The organism is Oceanotoga teriensis, from assembly GCF_003148465.1.
Lineage (GTDB): Bacteria > Thermotogota > Thermotogae > Petrotogales > Petrotogaceae > Oceanotoga > Oceanotoga teriensis.
The window spans coordinates 43,362-68,578 of sequence record NZ_QGGI01000009.1 but is presented as its reverse complement, the minus strand read 5'-3'; the positions used below and the strand labels follow the sequence as shown (position 1 = coordinate 68,578).

Below are 25,217 nucleotides of genomic sequence, written 5' to 3'. Positions count from 1 at the left end.
TGAAAAAGATTTCATACTATCTTCTGAGATCATCTCTAAACAGCTTCAATCAAATTTAAACAAAAAGAAATAATATATTATAATACATATATAAATAACATCTGAAGAGGAGGAAGAGTTAATGATTAAAGTATACTCAGAAATCGGAAAATTGCGGAGTGTCTTACTTCATAGACCTGGAAATGAATTGGAGAACCTTGCACCAAAATACCTTTCAGATTTATTATTCGATGATATTCCATATTTAGAAAAAGCAAGAGAAGAACATGATGTATTCGCACAACTTTTGAGGGATAACGGCGTAAAAGTAAATTATATAACCCATCTTCTCTCAAATACTCTAAAAAGCAATGAATTAAAAGAACAATTTTTAAATGAATTTCTCGATCTATCGGATATAAATAATAAATATATAAGAGAAGCATTAAAAGATTATCTTTTAAATATGAACATTTCCGAAATGATCGATAAGTTAACTTCTGGGATAAGAACAAATGAATTGAAACTAAAAAAAGAAGTTTTTTCTGTGAAAGTCAGAAAATCTAACATGGATATTCCCTTTTTCTTAAATCCAATGCCAAACTTGTATTTTCAAAGAGATCCAGTGGCTATGATAGGAAAAGGTGCTACAATAAACAGGATGAGAACTCCAGCGAGAAGACGAGAATCGATGTTTATGGAATATGTTTTGAAGTATAATGAAGATTTTAAAAATACTCCTCTTTATTATGATAAAAAATTACCTTATGCTATAGAAGGTGGAGATATATTAATATTCAATGAAAAAGTATTGGCAGTTGGTATATCTCAAAGAACAGATCCAGAAGCTTTAGAAATTCTTGCAAAAAAGATTTTTGATGAATATGATGATACATTTGAAACAATACTTGGTTTTCTAATACCGGCCAAAAGAGCCTATATGCATCTCGATACTGTTTTTACACAGCTCGATTATGATAAATTTGTAGTTCATCCTGAAATGCAAGAAGTGATAAAAATATTCGGAATACAAAAAAAGGATCATGATGAATACACAATAAATGAAGAAAAAGGAACTTTAAAAGAAATTCTTGAAAAACATCTCGATGTAGATAAAATAACTCTTTTAAAATGTGGCAATGGAGATGAGATAGCTGCAGCCAGAGAACAATGGAATGATGGTTCAAATACCCTTGCAATAGAACCTGGAACTGTTATAACTTATGATAGAAATTATATAACCAATAAAGAATTAAAAAATGCTGGAATAAAAGTAATAGAATTTCCTGCAAGTGAACTTTCAAGAGGTAGAGGTGGTCCACGATGTATGAGTATGCCACTCATAAGAGATGATATATAAATAATATAAAAACCAAATATCGGGAGGGAATAATATGCCAGTAAATTTAAGAGGTAGAAGTTTTTTAACATTAAAAGATTTTACACCTGAAGAAATAAACTACATGCTCGATCTTGCTAAAGATTTAAAAGCAAAAAAAAGAATGGGGTTAAAAGGAAAACTTCTCGAAGGAAAAAACATAGTATTATTATTTGAAAAAACTTCTACAAGAACGAGATGTGCTTTTGAAGTTGCAGCTTTCGATGAAGGAGCAAATGTAACATTCCTTACAAATTCACAAATGGGAAAAAAAGAATCTATAGAAGATACTGCAAAAGTATTGGGAAGATTCTATGATGGAATAGAATTCAGAGGATTCAAACAAGAAACTGTTGATGCTCTTGCTGAGCATTCAGGAGTTCCAGTTTGGAATGGATTAACAGATTTAGATCATCCTACACAAGTATTAGCTGATTTCTTAACTGTGATGGAACATATTGATAAACCTTTAAATAAAGTAAAATTCGTATATGTTGGTGATGGAAGAAATAATATGGGAAATGCTTTAATGATTGGTGCAGCAAAAATGGGTATGGACTTTATGACAGTAAGTCCAAAAGAATTATTCCCAAATGAAGATCTTGTAAATGAAATGAAAGAAGTGGCAAAAGAAACAGGTGGAACAATAACTATAACAGATAATATAGATGATGTAAAAAATGCAGATGTAATATATACAGATGTTTGGGTTTCAATGGGAGAAGAAGATCAATTTGAAGAAAGAATAAAACTTTTAAAACCATATCAAGTAAATAAAGAAATGATGGACAAAACTGAAAACCCGGATGCAATATTTTTACATTGCCTACCATCTTTTCATGATTTAGAAACTCAAGTTGGAAAAGAAATATATGAAAAATTCGGATTAAAAGAAATGGAAGTTACAGATGAAGTATTCAGAAGCAAAGCGTCCAAAGTATTTGATGAAGCTGAAAACAGAATGCATACAATAAAAGCTGTTATGGTTGCAACTCTTATAGGTTAATGAGGGGGTTCTCTAATGGAAAAAAAATTAGCCGTTATTGCAATAGGCGGAAATGCTGTGAACCGGCCTGGTGAAGAACCTAATTCTGAAAATATGATTAAAAATATTGAAAACACAGCGAAATTTTTGGTAGAAATGATAGAAAAAAATTATGATCTCGTAATAACTCATGGAAATGGACCTCAAGTTGGCAATATTTTGATACAACAAGATATAGCAAAAGATAAAATTCCACCTTTTCCGATGGATATAAATGGAGCAATGACACAAGGATATTTAGGTTATATGATAATTCAATCTTTAAAAAATATTTTAAATGAAAAGAAAATAAATAAAGAAATAGCCTCAATTGTAACTCAAGTTGTTGTAAATAAAGATGATGATGGATTTAAAAATCCAAGTAAACCTGTAGGACCTTTTTATTCTGAAGAAGAGGGCAAATATCTTCAAAAAGAGAAAGGCTGGGATTTTAAAGAAGATGCAGGACGTGGTTGGCGAAGAGTTGTTCCATCTCCAATACCTGTTGAAATAATAGAAAACAATACAATAAAAAAATTAGTCGATTCTGATTTCCTTGTAGTCGCTTGTGGTGGTGGTGGAATTCCAATTATAAAAGAAAATAATAAATTAAAAGGTGTTGAAGCAGTTATAGATAAAGATAGAGCTTCTTCATTACTTGCAAAAAATTTAAATGCCGATGAATTTATAATTTTGACTGCTGTAGAACAAGTCGCTATAAACTTTGGGAAACCAAATCAAGAAAATTTATCCGAAATAACAGTTGAAAAAGCTGAAGAATATATGAAACAAGGTCATTTTGCTAAAGGAAGTATGTTACCAAAAATAGAAGCTTGTCTTGAATTTGTTAAATCTACTGGAAAGACAGCCTTAATAACTGATATGGAAAAACTAACTGAAGCTTTAGAAGGCAAAACTGGAACTAAAATAATAAAATGATAAAAAAAGAGATATCCTTCATACTGAGGATATCTCTTTTTTATAAATTATAATTTAAAATATTTATCTATAGAATTTTTTAACTCTTTTGAAAGTTCCAAAAGTTTTTGACTATACTCTTCAACAGATTCAATAGAAGATGTTTGCTCTTCAACAGAAGCATTTATTTCTTGTGTTTTTGCAGAATTATTTTTAGATATACTGGCAAGTGAATCTATATCTTCAATAACCTCTTGCTTCTTATTTAAAAGTTCTTCTACAAGTTCTCCATAAGATCTTATAGATTTTTCAGAATTTTTAATACTTTCATATATATTCTTATATTTATTTTCTGTTTCATTTATACTATCACTCTGTTTTTTATTATTGTCTTCTACATTGACTCTTATTTCATTCATTTTTTCTACATTCTCTATAAGTTCTTTAACAACATTCTCTATTTCTTTTGATGATTTTTGAGCTTCATCTGCAAGTGTCCTTATCTCATCTGCAACAACAGAAAAACCTCTTCCAAACTCTCCAGCTTTAGATGCTTCAATTGTAGCATTCAAAGCTAAAAGTCTTGTTTGGGCAGCTATTGAACTTATAACAGAACTAACTTTTTCAACATTTTTAGCTTTATCTGTTGCCTGTGTAATAGCCTTAAATATCTCTTCATTTGAAACTTTACTTTCATCTGTTGAACTTATGAGATCTTTTATAACCTTAAGACCTTGACTCACAGATTTAACAGCTTCATTAGAATTTTCACTGACAATAATCATTTTTTCTTTACATTCATAAATGAGATTATCTAATATTTCCATGTTTTTATTTGCTTTTTCTGAATGTTCAAGTTGCTTTGTAGTATCATAAGCTAAATTGTTTATAGTATCACTTATTTGTATAGAAGATTTTGAGATATAATCAGAAGCACCATTTAATTCTTCAGATGATTCAAGAAGAATTTCTGATGATCTATTTGAAAGTTCTATATAATCTTTAATTTTTTTCTTTAAAATTTTTAAAGAATCAGCAACTATTTTTATTTCATCATTTCTATTATAATCAAATTCAACCTTTAAATCTCCATTTGAAAGTTTTTCTATTGTATTTACCAATTTAGTAAAAGGTTTGGCTTTCTTATCTATTTTAAATAATATAAAAATATAAATAATAATAATTATTATAAATACTATTAAAAGTATATTAAAAAATAATTGTTGAATATTACCATAAAAGTCTTCATAATAAGTTCCAACATTTAAATACCAACCCCAAGGTTCATAATATTTAACGGCATTTACTTTTTCTCTTGTCTTATTTTCATTTGGATTTTTCCAAAAAAAAGTTATTATACCATCATTTTTAGGATTATTTCCTTCATTAAGGATAAGTTGTACAACATTTTTACCATTATCATCAACAATATTTGATATGTTTTCTCCTTCTTTAAAAGGATGCATCATTTCTTTACCATTTTTATCTATTGCATACATATATGCTTCAATTCCAAGTTCAAGTTTATTATTAAGTCCTCTCGTTTTGCCATCTTTTTGAACTTTATTGAGCATACTCGTTCTAAAAGTTTCTTGTGCCTGTTCTCTATCAATATACCCTTTATTGACTTGTGATTCTAAAAAATCAAGATATTCAACAGCCATATTTATTTTGTTTTTTAAAGCTGCTTCTCCAAGTTCATTTAAAACATTAGTAGCACCTCTAAATATGAGAAACAACAATATAAATATGGTTAAAATAAATATCAAAAAAATACTTGTGTATGATCTCACAAGACTTTTTTTTAAAGAATTCCTGTTCTTATTCATATTCCCCTCCATTAAGTATTATTTTAAATATCATTTATTCATTATACTGTATTTTGAATTTTATATCATCTAATTTATATATTTTTTAAGTTAAAAATAGATTCATTTATATACAATAAATGTTTTATATATATGAAATTTTAATTAAATTTATCATTTAAAATAACATTTGAAACTAATAAAATAAAAAGGGGGTTTCCCCCCTCAAAGTTAAATAGTCCATAACTTGGCTTTTTCCATCTCTGTGTACATATTATAATACCTTGCTTTGTTTTCCATTAATATATTATGATCCCCGATTTCTTCTATCTTTCCCTCATTTAAAACTATTATTTGATCAGAATCTTTTATTGTATTCAATCTATGTGCTATGACTATAACCGTTTTATTTTTTATGAGTTTATCAATAGATTTCCTTATTTCAAGCTCATTATCGGCATCGAGTGAAGCAGTCGCTTCATCCAAAAGAATTATAGGAGCATCTTTTAGTATTGCACGTGCAATTGAAATTCTTTGTTTTTCTCCACCAGAAAGAGTTGATCCTCCCTCTCCAACTATCGTATCATAACCATTTTCTAAACTTTCTATAAAATCATGACAATTAGCTATTTTAGCAGCTTCAACTATCTTTTCTTTAGTGGCTTTTTGATTTCCTATTTTTATATTATTATATATGGTATCATTTAAAAGATATACTTCTTGAAAAACCATACTTACATTTTGTAGTATATTATCCGGCTTTAATTTACTTATATCCATATCACCAATCTTTATCTTTCCCGATTGTATATCCCAAAATCTTGCTATAAGACTTGTAATTGTAGTCTTTCCAGAGCCTGAAGGTCCGATAAGTGCCGTCATTGTACCTTCTTTTGCTTTAAAACTAACATCTTTTAATATTGGATCATCTTCTTCATAAGAAAAACATACATTTTCAAATTCAATATCATAATTTTTAAATTGATGATTCTCATATTCATAAGATATCTCTTTTTCATTATAAGTTTTAATAAGCTTTTCAGATGCAAGTTTTAAATATCTAAATTCTCCATATTGTGCCGAAAAACCGCGAAGAATATAAGTCAAGGCCAAGTTCAATATAACAAAAGTAAAATAATATATATTATTTATATTTCCATTTATAAATTTTGTAGTAGAAATAATAAGCATCAAAGGAAAACTCAAATCTATCAAAGTTTGAAAAGCTAAAACATATGGAACTATTGCAACTTCTGTTCTTATACTTTCTTTCCTAAAATCTTTAAAAGATTTTTCAAGTCTTTCAAATTTTTCTCCAACCATATTATGTGATTTAAATACCTTTATACCATTCAAATATTCTACCATTCTTGATATAACCACGGCTATTATTTTCTTTTTACCTTTTCCGATCTTTGAAGCCCTTTTTCCACCATAAAACATTAAAGGTAATGATCCTAAAACTATTATCAATTGTATAAGTCCAAGACTAAAATCAATAAAAAAAGTTATTATTAAAAGATAAATACTTATTATAGAAATTTTTATTAATTCAGAAGTATTATGAGTGATAACTTTTTCAAAATCTTGAAGGTCATTAGTCATTATATTAGAAATCTCACCTATACTATTTTTATTAAAATATCCCAATGGAAGATTTCTTAAATGATCTCCCATCTTTATACGCATACTTTCTATAGCTCTCGCACCTTGAATTTGAATCCCGCTATAACCTATAGAACTAATTATAGTTCTTATTATGAAAGATATTATCATTATCCAGGTATACTCTTTTATTTTTTCTACACTGAATGTATCTTGTATTAAATCAAGAAGTACAAAGTACATAACTCCTATAAAAATGCCATAAAAAACTGAATCTATAACAAGAAGGAATATAGGCATTTTTAATTTTTTAGATTTTTTTCCTAAAAGTTGTTTTATATTGCCTAACATATTAAACCTCCTCCTCATCTTTAACTAAATCATAATCATACATATTCCATAAATGTTTATACAATCCTTCTTTATTCATTAATTGATCATGTGTTCCCATTTCTTGAATTTTTCCTTCATTAAGAACTATTATATTATCTGAATTCTTTATTGTATATAATCTATGTGCAATTATTATTCCAGTTTTATTTTTAAGTAATTCTCTGAGAGCAATTTGAATTTTACTTTCATTTTCTATATCTGAATAAGAAGTAACTTCGTCTAATACCACTATAGGAGTATTTTTCAGAATTGCTCTTGCTATAGAAATTCTTTGCTTTTCTCCTCCACTTAATTTTATGCCATTCTCGCCCAGTAAAGTATCATACTTTTCAGGCAATGACATTATAAAATCATGGATTTGAGCTTTCTTGGCTGCATTTTCTATATCTTCTTTAGAAGAATCACTTCCCATTCTTATATTTTCAAATATACTATCCTGCAACATAAAAACATCTTGAAAAACAAAAGATGTGTTATTCATAAGACTTTCAAAAGATATATCTCTTATATCAACTCCATCTATAGTGATAGAACCATCATCAACATCCCAAAACCTTCCTAAAAGCTGTCCAAGTGTAGTCTTACCAGAACCCGAAGGACCTACAAGTGCCACTGTTGTTTTTGGTTTTATTTTAAATGAAATATCCTTTATTACTTCTTCTTTATCATATTTAAACTTTATATTTTTATATTCTATTTCACCTTTTATGTCTTTATCCAATAATTTATCTCCAGAACTCTGTTCTTCTCTATCAAGAATATCTCTTACTTTTCCAGCACCTTCTAATAACATAGTAAAAGTCATACCAAATTCAAGAAGATTTTTAAAAGATGATAAAAAGTTTTTTGACATTAATATGAAAAGTATATATACAGAAACATTGACACTACCATTTAAATACATCAAACCACCTATTGGTATGATAAACAATAATCCAGAATCTATAAGAACACTAAATATTGCATATGATGGTGCTTGTTTTTTAGATAACTCACACCAATAATCTGCATATTCTTTATTTGTATTCTTATATTTTTCAAAAGTTTCTGAAGTTAAATTAAAAGCTTTCATTATATTCATTCCATTTATATACTGTATAATTGTAGAATTCAACTTACTCAATAAATTATGATAATCTATCATATTTTGTTTTGCACTCAATATCCAAAAAGTTTGTAATAAAAAACCCAATACAATTGGAATTAATAGTATAAATGCCAATTTCCAATTCAATGTAAACAAAAATATCAAAAATATTATTGGTGCAACAGCTGCTGCAGACAAATCAGGAATCTGATGTGCAATAAAATTTTCAAGTTTTTCTATATCTTCATTTATAGCTTTTTTTATATTACCGGTTGTATTAGTTGTAAAAAAACCCATATTAAGCTTTGCCATATGCTTTACAGCTTTCATTCTAAGTTCATAAAGAATCGTAAATGCCGCAATATGAGAAAATACTCCCGATGAAAGAAATAAAATAACTCTTATTATAACAAATATACAAGTTATAAATGCCAAATTTTTTATTCTTTCAAAATCAATACTAGGTTTAAAAAGTTCAAGAACAATATAATAAACGATTATATATGGAACCATAGATAAAACTGTACTTAAAACACTAAAAATTGCAGATGTATACAATTTAATTTTTTCTTTTCCAGAAATTTCAAGTAAAAACTTAAAATTTGACTTTCTTTTTTCTTTATCCTGCATTTTATCCCTCCATTTCTATATAAAATTAATATTCATTTTGTATTTTTAGATTTTTATTTTTAAGAACTTTAAATTCTTTCAAAGAGATTAACAAAGCCCAAATAACTATAATTACATCTATCAAAAAAGATCCGAAATAAATACCTCTTATTCCCATAAATTTTGGAAAAAAATACATAACAGGAATATAAAAAACAATTTGTCTTGCTATACCTATTATTGCAACAGGTTTTCCTTTATTAATAGATGGAAAAAAAGTCATACATATAAATATTATTGGAAGTATAGGTATTACGAGCATCAAAATTCTAAAGTTCATTATATTATAAGGATCAAAAATCTGTCCTGGCATCATTATATTCAATACTGAGCTGGGAATTAACATCAAAATAATCCAAAAAGGAATCATAAAACAAATACCTGCAACTGTAAAAACCTTATAAGATTTTATAACTCTTAAATTATTACCAGCTCCAAAATTTATACCTGTAACGGGTTGTAAAGCCCTCATAAGACCAAAAATTGGCGTTAATAAAAAAGTATATATTCTAAAAGCAACACCATAAAAAGCTATATCAAATAAAGTTCCATATTTAGATAATGCATTAAAAACTACAACTCCCTGTAAAACACTCATAACAGACATTATAAATGAAGGTATTCCCATAGAAAATATACTATTTATTATTTTTTTATCTCTATAAATCTTCAAAGGATTAGCTTCAAATGTGGCTTTTTTTCCTGAAAAATATAATATTCCCATTAAACTATATATAAACATACCCAAATTAGTTCCCCAAGCTGCTCCTTTAACTCCAAAACCAAAAACAACTATCAAAAAATAATTTGCTATTATATTTATTAATAATCCACTACCCATCATAACTGCAGCTGATTTCATCTTTCCTTCTGCTCTAACAACCATATTCAAAGCTAATCCATGTATCCAAAAAATAGTTCCTATTATGGTTATTCTAAAATACTCGACAGCAGGAAGTATAGCTTCCCCTTTTCCACCCATCATTTTTATAAAACTTTCAGCAAAAAACCAACCAATGATCATATATACAACGGTAGAAATTATACTTAAGTAATTGACATTACCTAATATTCTCTCCTGAGTCTTTTTATCTTTAGCTCCTATTGCTATACTCAATGCAGAACCTGCTCCCACTCCAAATAATGAACCTATACCAAGAACAATTTGAGATAATGGATAGGCTAATGAAACCCCAGCAAGTGCCGTTTCACCAACAAAACGACCAACAAAAATAGCATCGAATACAGTATTCATTCCATATAAAATCATAGCTATTATAGCCGGCAAAGACATTTTCCACATGACTTTCCAGAGATTTTCATTAAGTATCAAATTTCTCTGATAATCTTTATTATTCAAATCCTTTCACCCCTATACAAATTTTAGTTTTACCTAACTTAATGTCATACAATTATATTATCAATATAAAAAAAAATCTACTCCAAAAAATAAAAAATTCTTCATTTTAAAATGAAGAATTTTCTATTTTATACATTCTCTATATTTTTTAGGGGTTATATTCATCTCTTTTTTAAACATATTAGAAAACTTACTGGCATTATCATAACCAATTTCAGAAGCTATATAAGCTATAGTTAAATTCTTATTTTTTAATAAATCTTTAGATTTTTCAACTCTTTGTTTTTTTATAAAATCATAAAAAGTTCCTCCTGTACTTTCTTTAAAATATTTCTGAATCTTATAATTACTGAGATTAAATTTTTGAGACAAATCATTTATATAAGGAGGATCATCCAGATTTTTAAGTAATACTGAAATTATTCCAGTCATGATTGAACTTTCATAAAATTTTTTATTATTTTGAATACTAAAAAATATCTTTAAAATATCTTCTTCTAGTTTAGAAAAATTAAATATTGAATTATTATAAATATCATTAACCATATCTTTCAAAGATTTATCAGATTGTTCTATTAATAAAAAATTATCAACATAATTTTTATATGAATTAGTTATCATACCCTCTATTATTTCATCATTAAATGGAGTATTTATATTATTTTTTAACAGCTCAAAATCCATAGCTATTGAAAAACAACTAAAATTATTGTATTTCATCTTAAATTTTTTATATTTTTCAGGCATATAAAAAATACAATATTCATCTTTTCCTATTCTAGAAGAATTATCAAATCCTTCTATACCAAGTTCAAAATACCCTTCCATACAATAAGTAAATTCCAACATATTCTTACCATTTTTAAAAAAATTATAATTAAATACATTTTTTGCCATATCTACATTTTTAAATAATATGGATTCAAATCCTTTTTTATATTTTATTCTTATAAAATCACCAGAACCCATTAAATTATTTATTTTATAATATACTATATTATTTTCTATGCTATCTTTTATTATTATCTTTTCTCTTTCAAGATTTTTATAGTATTTTGAAATATTATCTTCTTCATAGAACATAAAAAGTTCCCCCATAAATTAAATTTATATTATGTAGATAAACCTACATAATATAATAATACATAATAAAATTTTCAAATAAATTAAAAAACAGTTAATTACTCATATTTCTTTTATTTTAAAGTTTTTTACAAGATAATAAGGTATAATTAGTTAAAAGTATATTTATGGGGGGAATATATATGGCTCAAAAAGAAATCTTGAAAACAGTTAAATTATGTGATTCACAAGGTAATCTAAACAATTCAGCCATAGGTTGGTCAAAAAATCCCGTTCACAAAATAAATTTAAAAGGTAGCCCTTTTAGAAAAAAGAGATGGAATTATTGGGCTATAAATAATTCAAACTTAAGTTTAACAATAGCCATAACTACATTCGAATATGCAAGTGTTGGTTTTATATATTTAATGGACTATAAAAATAATGAATTTTATGAAGATAAAGAGGTTATTCCAGGCAGTATGAATGTATATCTTCCAGACTCTCTTTTGGGAACTAATTCTTTCAATGGTAAAAAAATTACAATAGAGATGCTCCATAAAAATAAAGAAGTGATAATAAATGCAAGTTCAAAAAAATTTAAAAGTGAATTCTTTATAGAATATCCAGAAAACTATGAATCTTTAAATGTTGTAATCCCATGGAATGAAAAAAGATTTCAATATACTTCCAAACAAAATTGTCTCCCAGTTGAAGGAGCTTTATATACAAACAATCAAACTATAATATTCGAAAAAAATAGTTCCTTGGCTTCCCTTGATTTTGGAAGAGGCAAATGGCCTTATGAAACATTTTGGAATTGGGCTACATTCTCGACATATATTTCAAAAAATAAAATAGGTATAAACTTTGGTGCAAAATGGACTGATGGAACTGGTATGAATGAAAATGCCATAACTTATAATGACAAAATCTATAAAATAAATGAAGATATAAAATTTATATATGATAAAAAAAATTTAATGGCAAATTGGACTTTAAAAAATTCAAATGAAAGTATAAACCTAAAATTCACTCCATTATATATAAGAAAAGATAGAACAAAAGCTTTATTTATAAAATCTAAATTTGATCAAATTTTTGGATATTTTAATGGATATGTCCAAATAAACGACAAAAAAATAAATATAACAAAAACTTATGGTTGTGTTGAAGAACATAAAGCTAAATGGTAAGTCTTATCTAGCAAAAGAAAAGGGATTTCTTGCCAAAGAAAATTAAATAGGGAGGAACAAAATGAAAAAATATATTTCTAATATAGTATTTTTAATAATAGTATTAGCCTTTTCAAATGATTTATTGAGAGAATTATCTTATAATCTCAGTTTCAATTATGATCCTTTATTATTAACGATTTTAAGCTATACAGGAATGATATTCATATATTTAAATTTTATATGGAGTATAATAAGAAACTACAAAAAAACTGAAGATCCTATAAAAAGTTTTATATTAATTCCTTTATTAAAATTTATATCAATATACATAACTTTTTTAATACTGAGTATAATCTATAATTCAATGTTCAGTATCGATTTGATAATAGGTTTATTAAACGCTTCTATATCAATATTTATACCTGGCAGAGTAGTTTTCCCAAACATAGTAGATCTCATACTATTTATGATAATATTCTCAACAATTTCTCCTATATTGATTTCATTTATAAAATTAAATGATTCTAACAAGAAAAAAACATATGTAATTGAAGAATTCAATCAAGAAAATTACAAAAAATTAATAATGAATTTAAAAGAGATGAAAGATAATATATTCGATATGGAAGTATACAATAAATATATAGAAGTATATGATAAAATATTGATTGAAAAAGTAGATGAAACCTATAGATTTAAAAAATTATCAGAATTAAAAAATATCATGCAAGAACATTTTGATGATATGAAATTGAATTCATTGAGTTTAGATAAAAAAAAGAAAACTATAAAAAATACTATATATAAACTTGAAAAAATTTAATACAATTCAATACAAAAATATTTTATAAACAATCAAAAATCTGAGAAGTACAGTTTTAGTACTTCTCAGATTTTTTATTTGATTGCGAAAAAACTAACTTAATTAATGAAAATGAAAAATATCGTAATAAAAAGTAAAACTTAGATATACAATAAGAAATATAAATAAATCGAAATTATTAATCCTAATTTATTATAACTGTCATTCTTTGAGTTTTGAAAAATAAAGTATTTAATAGTACTATATAATAAAGATTACTTAATTGAGATATGATTCACCTATTCCTTATTTAGTTTTAAATCTTTATTTTTATTAATTTTTATTGAGAAATGATTCAGTGTTTATTTAAACATAAAAACACATAAAAAAGGGGTGTGGATTTTGTTTGCAAATGTCCTAATAAACGGAACTATTAATGGATCAATTTATGCTTTAATAGCACTTGGATTTTCGCTGACTTTTGGGGTAGCCGGCGTTGTAAACCTTTATCATGGAGCTTATTACATGGTTGCAGCATATTTAACTTATACATTTATAAGCTTAAATTTTCCTTCTTGGCTTGCAGCTATAATATCTCTTTTATTGGTTGCTGGATTAGGTGGCCTCATGATGAAAGGACCTATACTTTATTTAAGAAAAAAAGGAGAAAGCATTTATATACTCATCTTCACACTTGGTGCAGCATATTTTACTCAATATTTATTCACAATGCTATACGGTGCAAGAAGATATTCAATAATGCCTTTTTATGATAACGCTTTAAATATTATGGGTGAAACCGTTCCTGGTTCAAGAGTTTTTGCTTTCATAATTTCAATTATTACAATAATTGCCGTTATGTTATTTATAAATAAAACAAGTTTTGGAAAACAAATACTTGCAACATCTCAAGATGTTTATGCCGCTGAATTAGTTGGAATAAATACAAGTTCTGTTTTTATACTAACTTCTGCAATATCAGCACTTTTAGCTGGAATCGGAGGAATCGTAATATCTCCTTTCCTTTCAATCTCAGTTGATATGTGGCTCCCAACATTATTAAAAGCTTTTTCAATCGTTATATTAGGTGGACTTGGTAGTATAGGAGGAAGTATAGTTGCAGCATTTATTATGGCTTATATTGAAGGTATTGTCGCAATAACTTGGACTTCAAGTATGACAGAAGTTGTATTCCTTGTTCTGGTATTCATATTCCTAATATTTAAACCTACAGGAATTATGGGTAAGAAAACTATATAAAGGGTGATTTTATGAAATTTTTAAAAGATATAAGGGGAATTATAATACTATTATTTACAGCTTTTTTATTTATTTTTCCATTGATTTCAAATGATTTCTATCTCATAAACATTCTATCCGTTTCTTTCATATACATGGTTTATGCTGGAAGTTGGGATATACTCTCAGGATTCACAGGTAAAGAAAATATGGGTCATGCAGCATTTATAGCCATTGGTGGTTATATGCTTGGGTTTATATCTTCTTCTTTTGCAATAAAACCTTGGTTGTCTATTCCACTTGCAGCAATTTTTTCAATATTATTTGGAATAATTATAGGTATTCCAACTTTAAGACTTAAAGGTCCTTACTTCGCCTTAGCTTCTCTTGCAATAGCCTCCATATTTGAGAAATTGACCATTTCTTATTCAGAAGTCACAGGTGGCGAAGAAGGAATTTTTGGAATACCTTTTTTAACAGAAGGTCCAATGGGTTCTTATTATTTTATGCTCATATTTGCCGTAATATCAATAGGATTACTTTTTTATCTAGGCAAATCTAATTTTGGATTAATATTAAAATCTATAAAATCCGATGAAGAAGCTGCAAAAGCTTTAGGAATTGAAACAACAAAATATAAAGTAACTGCTTTTGCATTATCAGCAATGTTTGCAGGTATGGCTGGTACTGTGATAGGTCATTTTTATGGATATATAGGACCAGATATAGTATATCCTTTATCCTTAAACACACTTATAATGTCTGTTGTTGGAGGAATTGGTGGAATTATTCCTGCAGCTCTTGGAGGTTTTTTTATCTCTTTATTAACAGAATTATTGAGAGGTTTTGGAGAATGGAATCAAATAATATATACTGTAATATTGATGTTATCTGTACTTTTCCTTCCAAAAGGTATTTTTGTTAGCATTGGTAATCTAATAAAAAGAAAAAAAAGTATAAAACCTGTTATAGAAAAGAGCGGTGATAAAAATTGACAAATAATATTCTTGAGATAAATAATCTTTCAAAAAATTTTGGTGGATTAAAAGCAACTGATGATATTACTTTTAATGTTAAAAAGGGTGAACGCTTTGGAATTCTTGGACCAAATGGTGCTGGAAAAACAACTATTTTTAACTTAATTTCGGGATTTATAAAACCAGATAATGGAAAAATAATATTTCAAAATGAATCAATTTTTGGTATGAATCCTATAAAAGTTGCTCATAAGGGTCTTGTAAGAACTTTTCAAATAGTTAAACCTTTTAAAGAGTTAAGTGTATTCGAAAATTTAAAAGTTGCATCTTTAACTCCTAGGATGAATAAATTATTTCCAAATGAATCCGAAAAAATAGATTGGATAAAACATGTAGCTTCTATTTGCGAACTTGAAGAAGTTTTATATACAGATACAGAACAACTTCCACAAGGATATTTAAAAAAACTTGAAGTTGCAAAAGCTTTGACTGTGAAACCAGAATTAATATTACTCGATGAACCTTTTGCTGGTCTCACATCATCAGAAATAGAACCTATTTCAAATGTTATAATAAAAGCTAATGAAAAAAGTGGAACAACAATAATATTAATAGAACATAGATTAAAAGAGTTCATGCAAATAGTAAATAGAATAATAGCAATAGATTATGGTAAAAAAATAGCCGAAGGTACTCCAAAAGAAATAGTAGAAAATAAACAAGTTATTGAATCCTATCTTGGTAAAGGTGGTGGAGAAATTGCCAATGCTTGATATTAAACAGATCACTGCAGGATATGGAAAAGCAACTGTTTTAGAAAATCTTTCATTGAGTGTAATTGAAGGTCAATGTCATGCCGTACTTGGACCAAATGGTGCTGGAAAATCAACTTTATTAAAATCTATAACTGGAACTGTTCATCCAAATATTGGTCAAATTATATTCAAAGACAAAGATATCTCAAATGAAAAAACTCATAATATCGCAAGAATGGGCATATCTCTTTCTCCTGAAAATAGAAGGTTATTTAGAGATTTATCTGTAAAAGAAAATCTTGAAATTGCAACTATATACTCTATTAATAAAAATATTAAAAAAAATCTTGATTTTGTTTATCAAATATTTCCAAGATTAAAAGAAAGAATAAATCAAAAAGCAGGTACTATGAGTGGTGGAGAACAACAAATGCTTGCAATAGGAAGGGCTTTGATGTTAGAACCTGAAATATTATTATTAGATGAACCATCTATGGGACTTGCACATATAATAAAAGAACAAATATTTGAAGGTATTAAAAAAATAAAAGAAACTGGAAAAACTATTTTAATAGTAGAACAAGATGCGACAATGATACTTCCCATAGCAGATAAAATATCTATATTTGAACATGGAAACATAGTATGGGAAGGTAATCCTTCAGAACTTTCAGGAAATAATTCAATAAAAAGTGCTTATCTGGGGTTATAAGCATTATAAAATTAGGAGGGATTCTCTTTATGAAAAAAGCTTTAAGTTTAATATTCATTATAATTCTTATTGTTTCAGCATTTTCAGCAAATCCTTGGAAAATAGGTGTTCTTGGTCCTTATCAAACTGAAAATGGAGTATGGATTAAAGAATCTGTTCAAATGGCAGCAGATGAAATAAATGCACAAGGTGGAATAGTTGGAAGACCTGTAGAATTAGTATTCGTAGATGATGAAAATACTGCTGGAAAAATGATCTCAGGAATAACAAGGCTTGTAACAAGAGATAAAATAGATTTCTTAATAGGTGGAGTTGGTTCTGGACCAGTTCTTGCTGCTATGGATACAATGGCAAGATATAAAGTAATATGGCTTGGAACAGGAGCAGCATCTCCAGATATAACAAATAAAGTTGCCGAAAATTTTAATAAATACAAATATTACTTTAGAGTTGGAACACTTGATTCAATATCTCAAGGAAGATCTATCGGTGAATTCATTGCAAACTATCTCGTTCCTGAATATGGCATAAAAAAAGCTGCAATAATATCTTTAGATCTTGTTTATTCTAAAGGTATAGCTGAAAAAGCCGCTGAAATAGCTGAAAAAGCAGGTGTAGAAATAGTTTATAGAGATTATTTCCCTGCTGGAACAAATGATTTTTCGGCTACATTCAAAAGAGCTGAGGAAGCTGGTGCTCAAGTTATAATTGATGCCATAGTTACCGAAGATGGAATTCAATTCACAAAACAATGGTATGATTTAAAAGTAAATGCTGCAATAGTAGGTGCTATTGCCCCAGCACTAAAACCAGAATTTTTTAATCAAACAAATCAAAAATCAATATATGAAACATCTGCATATCCAAATGGCGGTCCAGCTCCTTTAACATCAAAAACATTAAAATGGTATGAAGATTATAAAACAAAATTTGGACATGCTCCTGGATTCATAGCATTCCCTTCATATAACACTTTATATGTTTTAAAAGAAGCACTTGAAAATACTAAAAATTTAAATGATAAAGATGAAATAATAAAAGCCATAGAAAAAGTAGAATTTCCTTTAGGTGGAGACAAAGGCGTTGCTCCTGTAATATTTACAGAAAATCATGACTTAAAATATGGTGGAAATGGAGCAAATGGTATAATATATCAATGGAACACAAAAGGTGAATGGAAAGCTGTTTGGCCTTTAGAATATAAAACAGGGGATTGGTTAGTTCCTGAATGGATAAATTGGTAAGTATATTTGAATTAAAGTGATGAAAGCCGGCAGTTGTGCCTGCCGGCTTTCATGTTATAGGTAGTAGGATCTTAAAAGTACTTACGGACGTTCTTCGCTTTTATTTTTCTTTATTGTATCATAAAACAGAGCATTATCAAACTATATTTTTATTATTTTTAAAATTCGTAATAAAAAATTAAAATGATGAAATTTTTTTCAATATAAAACACTATGTTCTTAAAAAAACATTTTTAAAATTAATATTTTTTATTAAAATTTACTATTAATACTGATACTATTACAAAAACAATTCCTAAAAATATGTTAATAGTTATACTTTCTCTAAAAATTATTACCCCGAGAATAACACTCACTATCGGTTCAAACGCACTCAATATTGAAGCTGTGGATGAACCGATTTCTTTTATACCCATTTGTAATAAAATAACTGCAAAAATGGAGCATAATAAAGCTATTATCATACCCATAAACCAAGACAAGTAATTAAAATTAAAATTTAATTCAAATTTCAAACTACCAAAACCCAAAAAAATCATCGAAAACAAAAGCAAATAGAAAGTCATAACAACACTATTCATGTTTTTTATCTTTGTATGCTCAATCACAAGCATATAATAAGAATACAAAATTCCAGAGATAATAGCTATAAAAACACCACGAATATCTATTTTAATATTTTTATTTATAGAAAGCATACTTATTCCAATAATAGCTAAAATAAGAGCAAAAACTTTATTTTTATTTACTCTTTCTTTAAAAAACAAAATATTTGCAGTCATTATACAAACAGGATATATAAAATGAAGTGTAGTGGCAACACCTGTACTTATATAGGTATATGAAGCAAAAAGAGTCAATTGTGTTAATGTATATCCAATCAAAGAAAGAAAAAATAAATTTATAAAATCTTTAAAATTTATTTTTATAGATATTTTCTTTATTAATATAAATATAGATATAAATATAAGTGCAAACATACTTCTCAAAAATACTAAACTATAATAATTTATCCCTCCCAAATAAGCTATTTTAGCAAAAATCGGCATAAATCCAAATAAAATTGCCGAAAACATGGTCATCAAAATTCCTTTATTCTTCATACTAAATCCTCTCTATTCTATAATATTAAATGATATTATATCCCTTTTAAATTTAAAGTCAAGTTAAAACATACTTTTTATTTAAGTTAAAATATAGTATAATTTAATAAATTAATTCTAATATTGTATGAATATTTTAAAAGGGGTGAATTTTATGGGATAAAAGTATATGAAGTCATAAACACAGACATATATTATAATCTTGCTTTTGAAAGTTATATATTCGAAACCATAAAAAAAGATGATTTTTCCATAATTTTTTATAAAAATACAGATTGTTTAGTAATTGGAAAACATCAAAATTTATTCTTAGAATGCAATATAAACTATACAAAAGAAAATAATATAAAAATTGCAAGGAGAGAATCTGGCGGGGGAACTGTTTTTCAAGATCTTGGCAATTTAAATTACAGCTTTATAGGATATTTAGACTTAAATGATAAAGAAAAAAATTTTGATATTTTGATGAAATCCATAAAAAACTTCAATATTTCCCTTACAAAAGATGATAAAAATAGTTTATTTTATAAAAATTTAAAAGTATCAGGAAATGCTTTTAGACTATCCAAAAATAAATTTTTACATCATGGAACATTACTCTTAAATACTAATCTTTCCAAATTAAATAATTCAATCAATATAAAAAATATAAATCATAATAAAAAATATATATATTCAAATTACTCAAAAACAACTAATTTAAAAGATATCTCGGATGATATAGATGAAACAAATATAAAAAAGCAAATATTAATAAATTCAAAATTTTATTATGGAAAAATTATATCTTATACACTTATAGAAAATAATTTGAATAATTATATGTCTAAAAAAATAAAATTATTAAAAAATTTCAACTGGATTTATAATAATTCAGAAAAGAGGGGGGAAATTAATGTATAAAAAAGCATTTATGGAAAAACTTGAAGAAATTATAGAAGAATCTAAAACGGCACTTTTGAGTACTATCGATGATAAAGGATATCCTACTTCGAGATGGATGAGTCCAATATTATTACCAGGAAAGGGCGAGTATATATATGCAATAACAGCATCTTCATTCCCAAAAACACATCAGATAAACAATTCACAAAAAATAGAATGGTTATTTCAAAAAAAGGATCTTAGAGAAATAATGAATATAAAAGGAAAAATAAATGTTATAGACAATCCTTCTATAAAAAAAGAAATTCTTGAAATAATGGGAGACAGACTTGGAGTTTTTTGGAAAATAAATGAAGATGTTTCAGATATGGTTGTCTTAGAAACAGAAATTTTATATTTCAAATACTTTAAGCCAATGAAAGGTGCATACGATATTCTCGATCTAAGGGGGGAATAATATGATAGATATAAAAAAATATGATAAAGAATTATTGATGGATATGTTAGAAAAAATGGTTTTAATAAGAAGATTTGAAGAAAAAGCTGCTCAAAGCTATGGATTAAGAAAAATAGGTGGCTTTCTTCATCTTTATATAGGAGAAGAAGCTGTTGCAGTTGGTGCCATACAAAATTTAAATCTATCAAAAGACTATGTATTAACAACATATAGAGACCATGGTCATGCATTAGCATGCGGCTTGACTCCAAATTCTTTGATGGCAGAATTATATGGAAAAATAACTGGCTGTTCAAAAGGAAAAGGTGGATCCATGCATTTTTTCGATGAAAAAAAACATTTTTATGGTGGTAATGGAATAGTTGGGGCACATATTCCAATTGCAGCAGGCGTTGGACTAAAAATAAAATATTTAAAAGAAGATGGAGTAGTACTATGCTTTTTTGGAGATGGTGCTATACATCAAGGAAGCTTCCATGAAACGTTAAATATGACTAAAATATGGGAGATCCCAGTTATTTTCATATGTGAAAATAATCAATATGGTATGGGAACAGATTTTAAACGTGTTTCTTCGATACAAGATTTCTCAATAATGGCAGGTTCTTACGGAATGTATGGTGAACAAGTCAATGGAATGAATATACTCGAAGTATATGATACAGTAAAAAAATCTATAGAAAAAGCAAAAAATGGCATTCCAGTTCTTTTAGAAGCAAAAACCTATAGATACAAAGGCCATTCTGCAAGTGATCCAGCTAAGTATAGATCAAAAGACGAATTAGAAAAATACAAATCACAAGATCCAATTTTGATATTAAAAAATGAAATGATAAAAAATAATCTGCTCAAAGAAGAAGAATTTGAGGATATAGATATAAAATGTAAAAAAATTGCAAAAGAAGCAGCTGATTATGCAGAAAAAAGTGATGAACCTGACTTAAATGAATTGTACACAGATATTCTTATTTAGGGGGGATAACATATGAAAATAACTATGAGAGAAGCCATAAGAGCCGCTATCGATGAAGAAATGGAAAAAGATACAAATATAATTCTTATGGGTGAAGAAGTTGGCCAATATAATGGAGCTTATAAAGTTTCTCAAGGACTTTTAGATAAATACACAGACAAAAGAATATTAGATACTCCTATAACAGAAGAGGGCTTTGCAGGAATAGGAATAGGTGCTGCAATGGCAGGTTTAAGACCTATTGTAGAGTTCATGACATTTAATTTTTCTATACAAGCAATGGATCAAATAATTAATAATGCTGCAAAAATGCTTTACATGTCTGGAGGACAGTTAAAAGTTCCCATCGTATTTAGAGGACCTAATGGTCCTGCAGAATTTTTGGGTTCACAGCATTCTCAAGCTTTACAAACATTTTTCTTTCATACTCCAGGTTTAAAAGTCATGGCACCATCTACTCCAGAAGATGCAAAAGGCATGTTAAAAACCGCAATCAGAGATGATAATCCAGTAATTTTCCTTGAAGGTGAAATGATGTACAGTTGGGAAGGAGAAGTACCGGAAAATGAATATCTCATTCCTTTTGGTAAAGCTATAAAAAGAACCGAAGGCTCTGATATAACTATAATATCTTATTCAAAACCTATGAAAACAGTATTAGAAACAAATGAAAAATTAAAAGAATTAAATATAAACGCAGAAATAATAGATTTAAGATCTCTAAGACCTCTTGACGAAGAAACCATCTATGAATCTGTAAAAAAAACCAACAGAGTCGTGATAGTTGATGAATCATGGCCAAATGCAAGTGTTGCCTCTCATATTGGATGGTTAATACATAAAAATGTCTTTGATTACTTAGATGCTCCTGTAGAACTCGTAACTTCAGAAGATGTTCCAATGCCTTATAATCACAAACTCGAATTACATGCACAACCAACTGTTGAAAAGATATTAAATGCTGTAAAAAAAGTAATGTACATTTAAGGGGGGATTTAAAATGGCTGAAAAAATATTTATGATAGCTCTTTCCCCAACTATGAAAAAGGGAAAAATAACTAAATGGAGAGTAAACCAAGGTGATACTATAAAAGAAGGTCAAATAATCTGTGATGTAGAAACTGATAAAACTACTATGGAATATGAATCGATGAATGAGGGAACTATATTAAAAATAATAGTAAACTCTGGTGAACGTGCTTCAGTTGGTCAAACAATTGCTATAGTTGGAGAAGAAAATGAAAATATACAGGAAATTTTAGATGAATTGAAAGATGAAATAAAAGAGAATAATAAATCTGAAAAAACAAAAACTGAAAAAATCATTGAAGAAAAAGATACAAATAACATAAACACAAAACAAAATAATGAAGATGGTTCCCATATAAAGATATCACCTCTTGCAAAAAAAATAGCAAAATTAAATAATATAGACATAAAAAAAATAAAAGGGTCTGGACCTAATGGCAGAATAATAAAAAAAGATATTGAAGAATTTAAAGACAAAAAAACAAGTTTCTTTAAAAATGATGGTGAAGATAAAATTATAGAAATATCTGATAAGAGAAGAATAATAGCTGAAAGACTTTCAGAATCTAAATTCACTTCTCCACACTATTATTTAAAAGTATCTGTAAATATGGAAAATATATTAAACACGAGAAAAGAAATGAACAAAAAAGGCGAAAAAGTTTCTTTAAACTCATATTTAATAAAAATTGCATCTCAAGCAATTTTAAAACATAAAATAATAAATTCTTCATGGAATGATGAAAATATAATCGAATACTCAAATATAGATATTGGAATTGCGGTTGCCCAAAAAGATGGTTTAATAACTCCAATAATAAGACAAACTCAATTTAAAGGAATAAAAGATATAGATACCGAATTAAAACAATTAATAGAAAAGGCAAAAGATGGAAGTTTAGAACCTGAAGAATATACAAATTCAACTTTCACAATATCTAATCTTGGAAGTTTTGGAATAGAAGAATTCACTGCTATAATAAATCCTCCAGGCTCGGCAATATTGGCAATTGGTTCTATAAACGAAAAACCAATTGTTGAAAATGGCGAAATCAAGATAAAACCTATAATGAAAATGACTTTATCCTGTGATCATAGATTAATTGATGGAGCTTCTGGAGCTGAATTTTTAAAATATTTAAAAGATATAATTGAAAATCCATTTAAAATGTTATACTAAGGAGGTTTTAAATATGGATTTTGATTTAGCTATAATAGGAGCTGGTCCTGGAGGTTATGTATCAGCAATAAGGGCTAGTCAACTCGGAATTAAAACAATAATATTCGAAAAAGATAAACCTGGTGGAGTATGTTTAAATATTGGATGTATTCCTTCAAAAAGTTTAATAAGTCAAGCAGAAAAATACAGAAATATGCTCGAATTTATAGATAAAGGAGTAAAAATGGACTTGACTTCTTTTGATTATAAAAAAGTATTTCATGAATCAAGAAAAGCATCTGAAACACTTTCAAATGGTGTCAAATATTTATTAGAAAAAAACAATATAACTTATATAAATTCTCAAGCAAAAATAACAGATAAAAATACTATAAAATATGAAAATAAAAGTATAACAGCAAAAAATATAATAATTGCAACTGGTTCTAAACCAAGAGAATTAAAAGGATTTGAATTCGATGAAGAAAAAATACTATCCTCAACAGGTATTTTAATGCAAGAAAAATTACCTAAAAGCATATTAATAATTGGAAGTGGTGCAATTGGAATGGAATTTGCATATGTCATGAAAAGTTTTGGTGTAGATGTCACAATAGCAGAAATGCTCGATAACATACTTCCATTAGAAGACGAAGACACAGCAAAAATTTTAAAAGATGCCTTTAAGAAAGATGGTATAAAAATATTAAATTCAACTATAGCAAAAAGCTATGAAAACTATGAAGATCTTTTAAAAGTTAAATTAGAAAATATAAAAGATAATTCAATATCAGAAATAAAAGTTGAAAAAATACTTGTAGCCGTTGGAAGAATCCCTATAATAGATGATTTAGGATTAGAAAATACTAAAATTAAAATAGAAAAAGGATTTATAAAGGTTAATGATTATTATCAGACAGATGAATCCAACATATATGCCATAGGAGATGTAGTTAAAACACCACAATTAGCCCATGTTGCTTCTAAAGAAGGTGAAATTGCGGTTGAACATATAAAAGGGCAAAAAAACAAATTAAATTTAAATGCCATACCTTCAGCAGTTTATTGTGAACCAGAAATAGCAAGTTTTGGATATACAGAAAAAGCTTTAAAAGAAAATGACAAAAAATATAAAAAAGCTTATTTCCCATACTATGGTGCTGGAAAAACTGTTGCAATAGGAAAAAGTGATGGGATTATAAAAATACTCTATGAACCTCAAACTCATGAAATATTAGGAGCTCATATTGCTGGATACAATGCAACTGAGATAATACATGAAATATTACTTGCAAAATCATCTGAATTATTGCCAGAAGATATAGCAAATATGATACATGCTCACCCTACTATATCTGAAGCCGTTATGGAATCTATGAGAGCCGTTGAAGGATGGGCAATACATATATAAAAAATAAGCC

The 25,217-nt window shown here is 27.3% G+C and carries 22 protein-coding genes; 16 read left to right on the top strand and 6 right to left on the bottom strand.

The features are described from left to right. The first annotated feature begins 121 nt into the window (after window positions 1-121). From arcA to arcC, 3 genes are read left to right on the top strand one after another with little or no spacing between them, the layout of a single operon-like run. Window positions 122-1,339 carry an arginine deiminase gene (gene arcA / locus C7380_RS07595; protein ID WP_109604902.1) on the top strand — a complete coding sequence of 406 codons (1,218 nt, stop codon included), beginning with the start codon at window positions 122-124 and terminating at the stop codon, window positions 1,337-1,339. Window positions 1,340-1,373: 34 nt separating this feature from the next. Beyond that, complete coding sequence (argF, locus tag C7380_RS07590) at window positions 1,374-2,363, top strand: ornithine carbamoyltransferase (RefSeq protein ID WP_109604901.1); 990 nt, start codon at window positions 1,374-1,376, stop codon at window positions 2,361-2,363. A 15-nt stretch (window positions 2,364-2,378) separates the two neighbouring features. Further along, entirely contained in the window at window positions 2,379-3,320 is a 942-nt protein-coding gene (arcC, locus tag C7380_RS07585; protein WP_109604900.1) for a carbamate kinase, read from the top strand. A 47-nt stretch (window positions 3,321-3,367) separates the two neighbouring features. On the opposite strand, the gene C7380_RS07580 is transcribed toward arcC, so the two are convergent. The 5 genes from C7380_RS07580 to C7380_RS07560 all read right to left on the bottom strand — a co-directional run bounded on the left by C7380_RS07580 (window position 3,368) and on the right by C7380_RS07560 (window position 11,304). Continuing rightward, window positions 3,368-5,128, bottom strand: coding sequence for a methyl-accepting chemotaxis protein (locus C7380_RS07580; RefSeq protein ID WP_158274840.1), 1,761 nt, complete (start codon window positions 5,126-5,128; stop codon window positions 3,368-3,370). Between the two features lie 210 nt (window positions 5,129-5,338). After that, window positions 5,339-7,063 carry an ABC transporter ATP-binding protein gene (locus tag C7380_RS07575; protein WP_109604898.1) on the bottom strand — a complete coding sequence of 575 codons (1,725 nt, stop codon included), beginning with the start codon at window positions 7,061-7,063 and terminating at the stop codon, window positions 5,339-5,341. A 1-nt stretch (window position 7,064) separates the two neighbouring features. Then, a complete protein-coding gene (locus tag C7380_RS07570; protein ID WP_109604897.1) occupies window positions 7,065-8,822 on the bottom strand; it encodes an ABC transporter ATP-binding protein in 1,758 nt (585 codons plus the stop codon). A gap of 25 nt (window positions 8,823-8,847) precedes the next feature. Further along, on the bottom strand, window positions 8,848-10,164 hold the full coding sequence (locus C7380_RS07565) for an MATE family efflux transporter (RefSeq protein ID WP_109604930.1): 1,317 nt from the start codon (window positions 10,162-10,164) through the stop codon (window positions 8,848-8,850). Window positions 10,165-10,344: 180 nt separating this feature from the next. Then, on the bottom strand, window positions 10,345-11,304 hold the full coding sequence (locus C7380_RS07560) for a helix-turn-helix domain-containing protein (RefSeq protein ID WP_158274839.1): 960 nt from the start codon (window positions 11,302-11,304) through the stop codon (window positions 10,345-10,347). A gap of 182 nt (window positions 11,305-11,486) precedes the next feature. Between C7380_RS07560 and C7380_RS07555 the strand changes: the two genes are divergently transcribed. The 7 genes from C7380_RS07555 (at window position 11,487) to C7380_RS07525 (ending at window position 18,190) form a co-directional block, all read left to right on the top strand. Beyond that, window positions 11,487-12,479: a DUF2804 domain-containing protein gene (locus C7380_RS07555; RefSeq protein ID WP_158274838.1), complete on the top strand. Its 993-nt coding sequence runs from the start codon at window positions 11,487-11,489 to the stop codon at window positions 12,477-12,479. A 61-nt stretch (window positions 12,480-12,540) separates the two neighbouring features. Beyond that, window positions 12,541-13,284, top strand: coding sequence for a hypothetical protein (locus C7380_RS07550; RefSeq protein WP_109604894.1), 744 nt, complete (start codon window positions 12,541-12,543; stop codon window positions 13,282-13,284). Window positions 13,285-13,665: 381 nt separating this feature from the next. Beyond that, on the top strand, window positions 13,666-14,523 hold the full coding sequence (locus tag C7380_RS07545; protein WP_158274837.1) for a branched-chain amino acid ABC transporter permease: 858 nt from the start codon (window positions 13,666-13,668) through the stop codon (window positions 14,521-14,523). Window positions 14,524-14,534: 11 nt separating this feature from the next. Beyond that, the gene (locus C7380_RS07540) at window positions 14,535-15,497 is read left to right on the top strand and encodes a branched-chain amino acid ABC transporter permease (protein WP_109604892.1); all 963 of its coding nucleotides are present in this window, start codon (window positions 14,535-14,537) and stop codon (window positions 15,495-15,497) included. Beyond that, complete coding sequence (locus C7380_RS07535) at window positions 15,494-16,252, top strand: ABC transporter ATP-binding protein (RefSeq protein ID WP_109604929.1); 759 nt, start codon at window positions 15,494-15,496, stop codon at window positions 16,250-16,252. The genes C7380_RS07540 and C7380_RS07535 overlap by 4 nt, the downstream gene beginning before the upstream one ends. Beyond that, window positions 16,245-16,946: an ABC transporter ATP-binding protein gene (locus C7380_RS07530; protein WP_206050559.1), complete on the top strand. Its 702-nt coding sequence runs from the start codon at window positions 16,245-16,247 to the stop codon at window positions 16,944-16,946. Before C7380_RS07535 ends, C7380_RS07530 begins: the two co-directional genes overlap by 8 nt. A gap of 29 nt (window positions 16,947-16,975) precedes the next feature. After that, the gene (locus C7380_RS07525; protein ID WP_109604890.1) at window positions 16,976-18,190 is read left to right on the top strand and encodes an ABC transporter substrate-binding protein; all 1,215 of its coding nucleotides are present in this window, start codon (window positions 16,976-16,978) and stop codon (window positions 18,188-18,190) included. A 239-nt stretch (window positions 18,191-18,429) separates the two neighbouring features. On the opposite strand, the gene C7380_RS07520 is transcribed toward C7380_RS07525, so the two are convergent. Then, window positions 18,430-19,293: a DMT family transporter gene (locus C7380_RS07520; protein ID WP_109604889.1), complete on the bottom strand. Its 864-nt coding sequence runs from the start codon at window positions 19,291-19,293 to the stop codon at window positions 18,430-18,432. A 123-nt stretch (window positions 19,294-19,416) separates the two neighbouring features. On the opposite strand from C7380_RS07520, the gene C7380_RS07515 reads away from it, so the two are divergent. Genes C7380_RS07515 through lpdA form a run of 6 tightly spaced genes read left to right on the top strand, consistent with a single transcriptional unit; the run spans window position 19,417 to window position 25,207 of the window. Beyond that, window positions 19,417-20,196: a lipoate--protein ligase family protein gene (locus C7380_RS07515; RefSeq protein ID WP_158274836.1), complete on the top strand. Its 780-nt coding sequence runs from the start codon at window positions 19,417-19,419 to the stop codon at window positions 20,194-20,196. Next, complete coding sequence (locus tag C7380_RS07510) at window positions 20,189-20,635, top strand: pyridoxamine 5'-phosphate oxidase family protein (RefSeq protein ID WP_109604887.1); 447 nt, start codon at window positions 20,189-20,191, stop codon at window positions 20,633-20,635. The genes C7380_RS07515 and C7380_RS07510 overlap by 8 nt, the downstream gene beginning before the upstream one ends. Window position 20,636: 1 nt before the next feature. Further along, on the top strand, window positions 20,637-21,608 hold the full coding sequence (gene pdhA, locus C7380_RS07505; RefSeq protein ID WP_109604886.1) for a pyruvate dehydrogenase (acetyl-transferring) E1 component subunit alpha: 972 nt from the start codon (window positions 20,637-20,639) through the stop codon (window positions 21,606-21,608). Between the two features lie 12 nt (window positions 21,609-21,620). Continuing rightward, window positions 21,621-22,595: a pyruvate dehydrogenase complex E1 component subunit beta gene (locus tag C7380_RS07500; RefSeq protein ID WP_109604885.1), complete on the top strand. Its 975-nt coding sequence runs from the start codon at window positions 21,621-21,623 to the stop codon at window positions 22,593-22,595. A gap of 13 nt (window positions 22,596-22,608) precedes the next feature. Beyond that, window positions 22,609-23,817, top strand: a complete 1,209-nt coding sequence (locus C7380_RS07495; protein ID WP_109604884.1) for a dihydrolipoamide acetyltransferase family protein — start codon at window positions 22,609-22,611, stop codon at window positions 23,815-23,817. 13 nt (window positions 23,818-23,830) lie between these two features. Beyond that, the gene (lpdA, locus tag C7380_RS07490) at window positions 23,831-25,207 is read left to right on the top strand and encodes a dihydrolipoyl dehydrogenase (RefSeq protein ID WP_109604883.1); all 1,377 of its coding nucleotides are present in this window, start codon (window positions 23,831-23,833) and stop codon (window positions 25,205-25,207) included. Window positions 25,208-25,217: the final 10 nt, after the last annotated feature.

Excerpts from the sequence above, each read along its gene's own strand:
- arcA (WP_109604902.1), top strand. The coding sequence starts at position 122 with ATGATTAAAGTATACTCAGAAATCGGAAAATTGCGGAGTGTCTTACTT.
- argF (WP_109604901.1), top strand. The coding sequence starts at position 1,374 with ATGCCAGTAAATTTAAGAGGTAGAAGTTTTTTAACATTAAAAGATTTT.
- arcC (WP_109604900.1), top strand. The coding sequence starts at position 2,379 with ATGGAAAAAAAATTAGCCGTTATTGCAATAGGCGGAAATGCTGTGAAC.
- C7380_RS07580 (WP_158274840.1), bottom strand. The coding sequence starts at position 5,128 with ATGAATAAGAACAGGAATTCTTTAAAAAAAAGTCTTGTGAGATCATAC.
- C7380_RS07575 (WP_109604898.1), bottom strand. The coding sequence starts at position 7,063 with ATGTTAGGCAATATAAAACAACTTTTAGGAAAAAAATCTAAAAAATTA.
- C7380_RS07570 (WP_109604897.1), bottom strand. The coding sequence starts at position 8,822 with ATGCAGGATAAAGAAAAAAGAAAGTCAAATTTTAAGTTTTTACTTGAA.
- C7380_RS07565 (WP_109604930.1), bottom strand. The coding sequence starts at position 10,164 with ATGTGGAAAATGTCTTTGCCGGCTATAATAGCTATGATTTTATATGGA.
- C7380_RS07560 (WP_158274839.1), bottom strand. The coding sequence starts at position 11,304 with ATGTTCTATGAAGAAGATAATATTTCAAAATACTATAAAAATCTTGAA.
- C7380_RS07555 (WP_158274838.1), top strand. The coding sequence starts at position 11,487 with ATGGCTCAAAAAGAAATCTTGAAAACAGTTAAATTATGTGATTCACAA.
- C7380_RS07550 (WP_109604894.1), top strand. The coding sequence starts at position 12,541 with ATGAAAAAATATATTTCTAATATAGTATTTTTAATAATAGTATTAGCC.
- C7380_RS07540 (WP_109604892.1), top strand. The coding sequence starts at position 14,535 with ATGAAATTTTTAAAAGATATAAGGGGAATTATAATACTATTATTTACA.
- C7380_RS07530 (WP_206050559.1), top strand. The coding sequence starts at position 16,245 with ATGCTTGATATTAAACAGATCACTGCAGGATATGGAAAAGCAACTGTT.
- C7380_RS07525 (WP_109604890.1), top strand. The coding sequence starts at position 16,976 with ATGAAAAAAGCTTTAAGTTTAATATTCATTATAATTCTTATTGTTTCA.
- C7380_RS07520 (WP_109604889.1), bottom strand. The coding sequence starts at position 19,293 with ATGAAGAATAAAGGAATTTTGATGACCATGTTTTCGGCAATTTTATTT.
- C7380_RS07510 (WP_109604887.1), top strand. The coding sequence starts at position 20,189 with ATGTATAAAAAAGCATTTATGGAAAAACTTGAAGAAATTATAGAAGAA.
- pdhA (WP_109604886.1), top strand. The coding sequence starts at position 20,637 with ATGATAGATATAAAAAAATATGATAAAGAATTATTGATGGATATGTTA.
- C7380_RS07500 (WP_109604885.1), top strand. The coding sequence starts at position 21,621 with ATGAAAATAACTATGAGAGAAGCCATAAGAGCCGCTATCGATGAAGAA.
- C7380_RS07495 (WP_109604884.1), top strand. The coding sequence starts at position 22,609 with ATGGCTGAAAAAATATTTATGATAGCTCTTTCCCCAACTATGAAAAAG.
- lpdA (WP_109604883.1), top strand. The coding sequence starts at position 23,831 with ATGGATTTTGATTTAGCTATAATAGGAGCTGGTCCTGGAGGTTATGTA.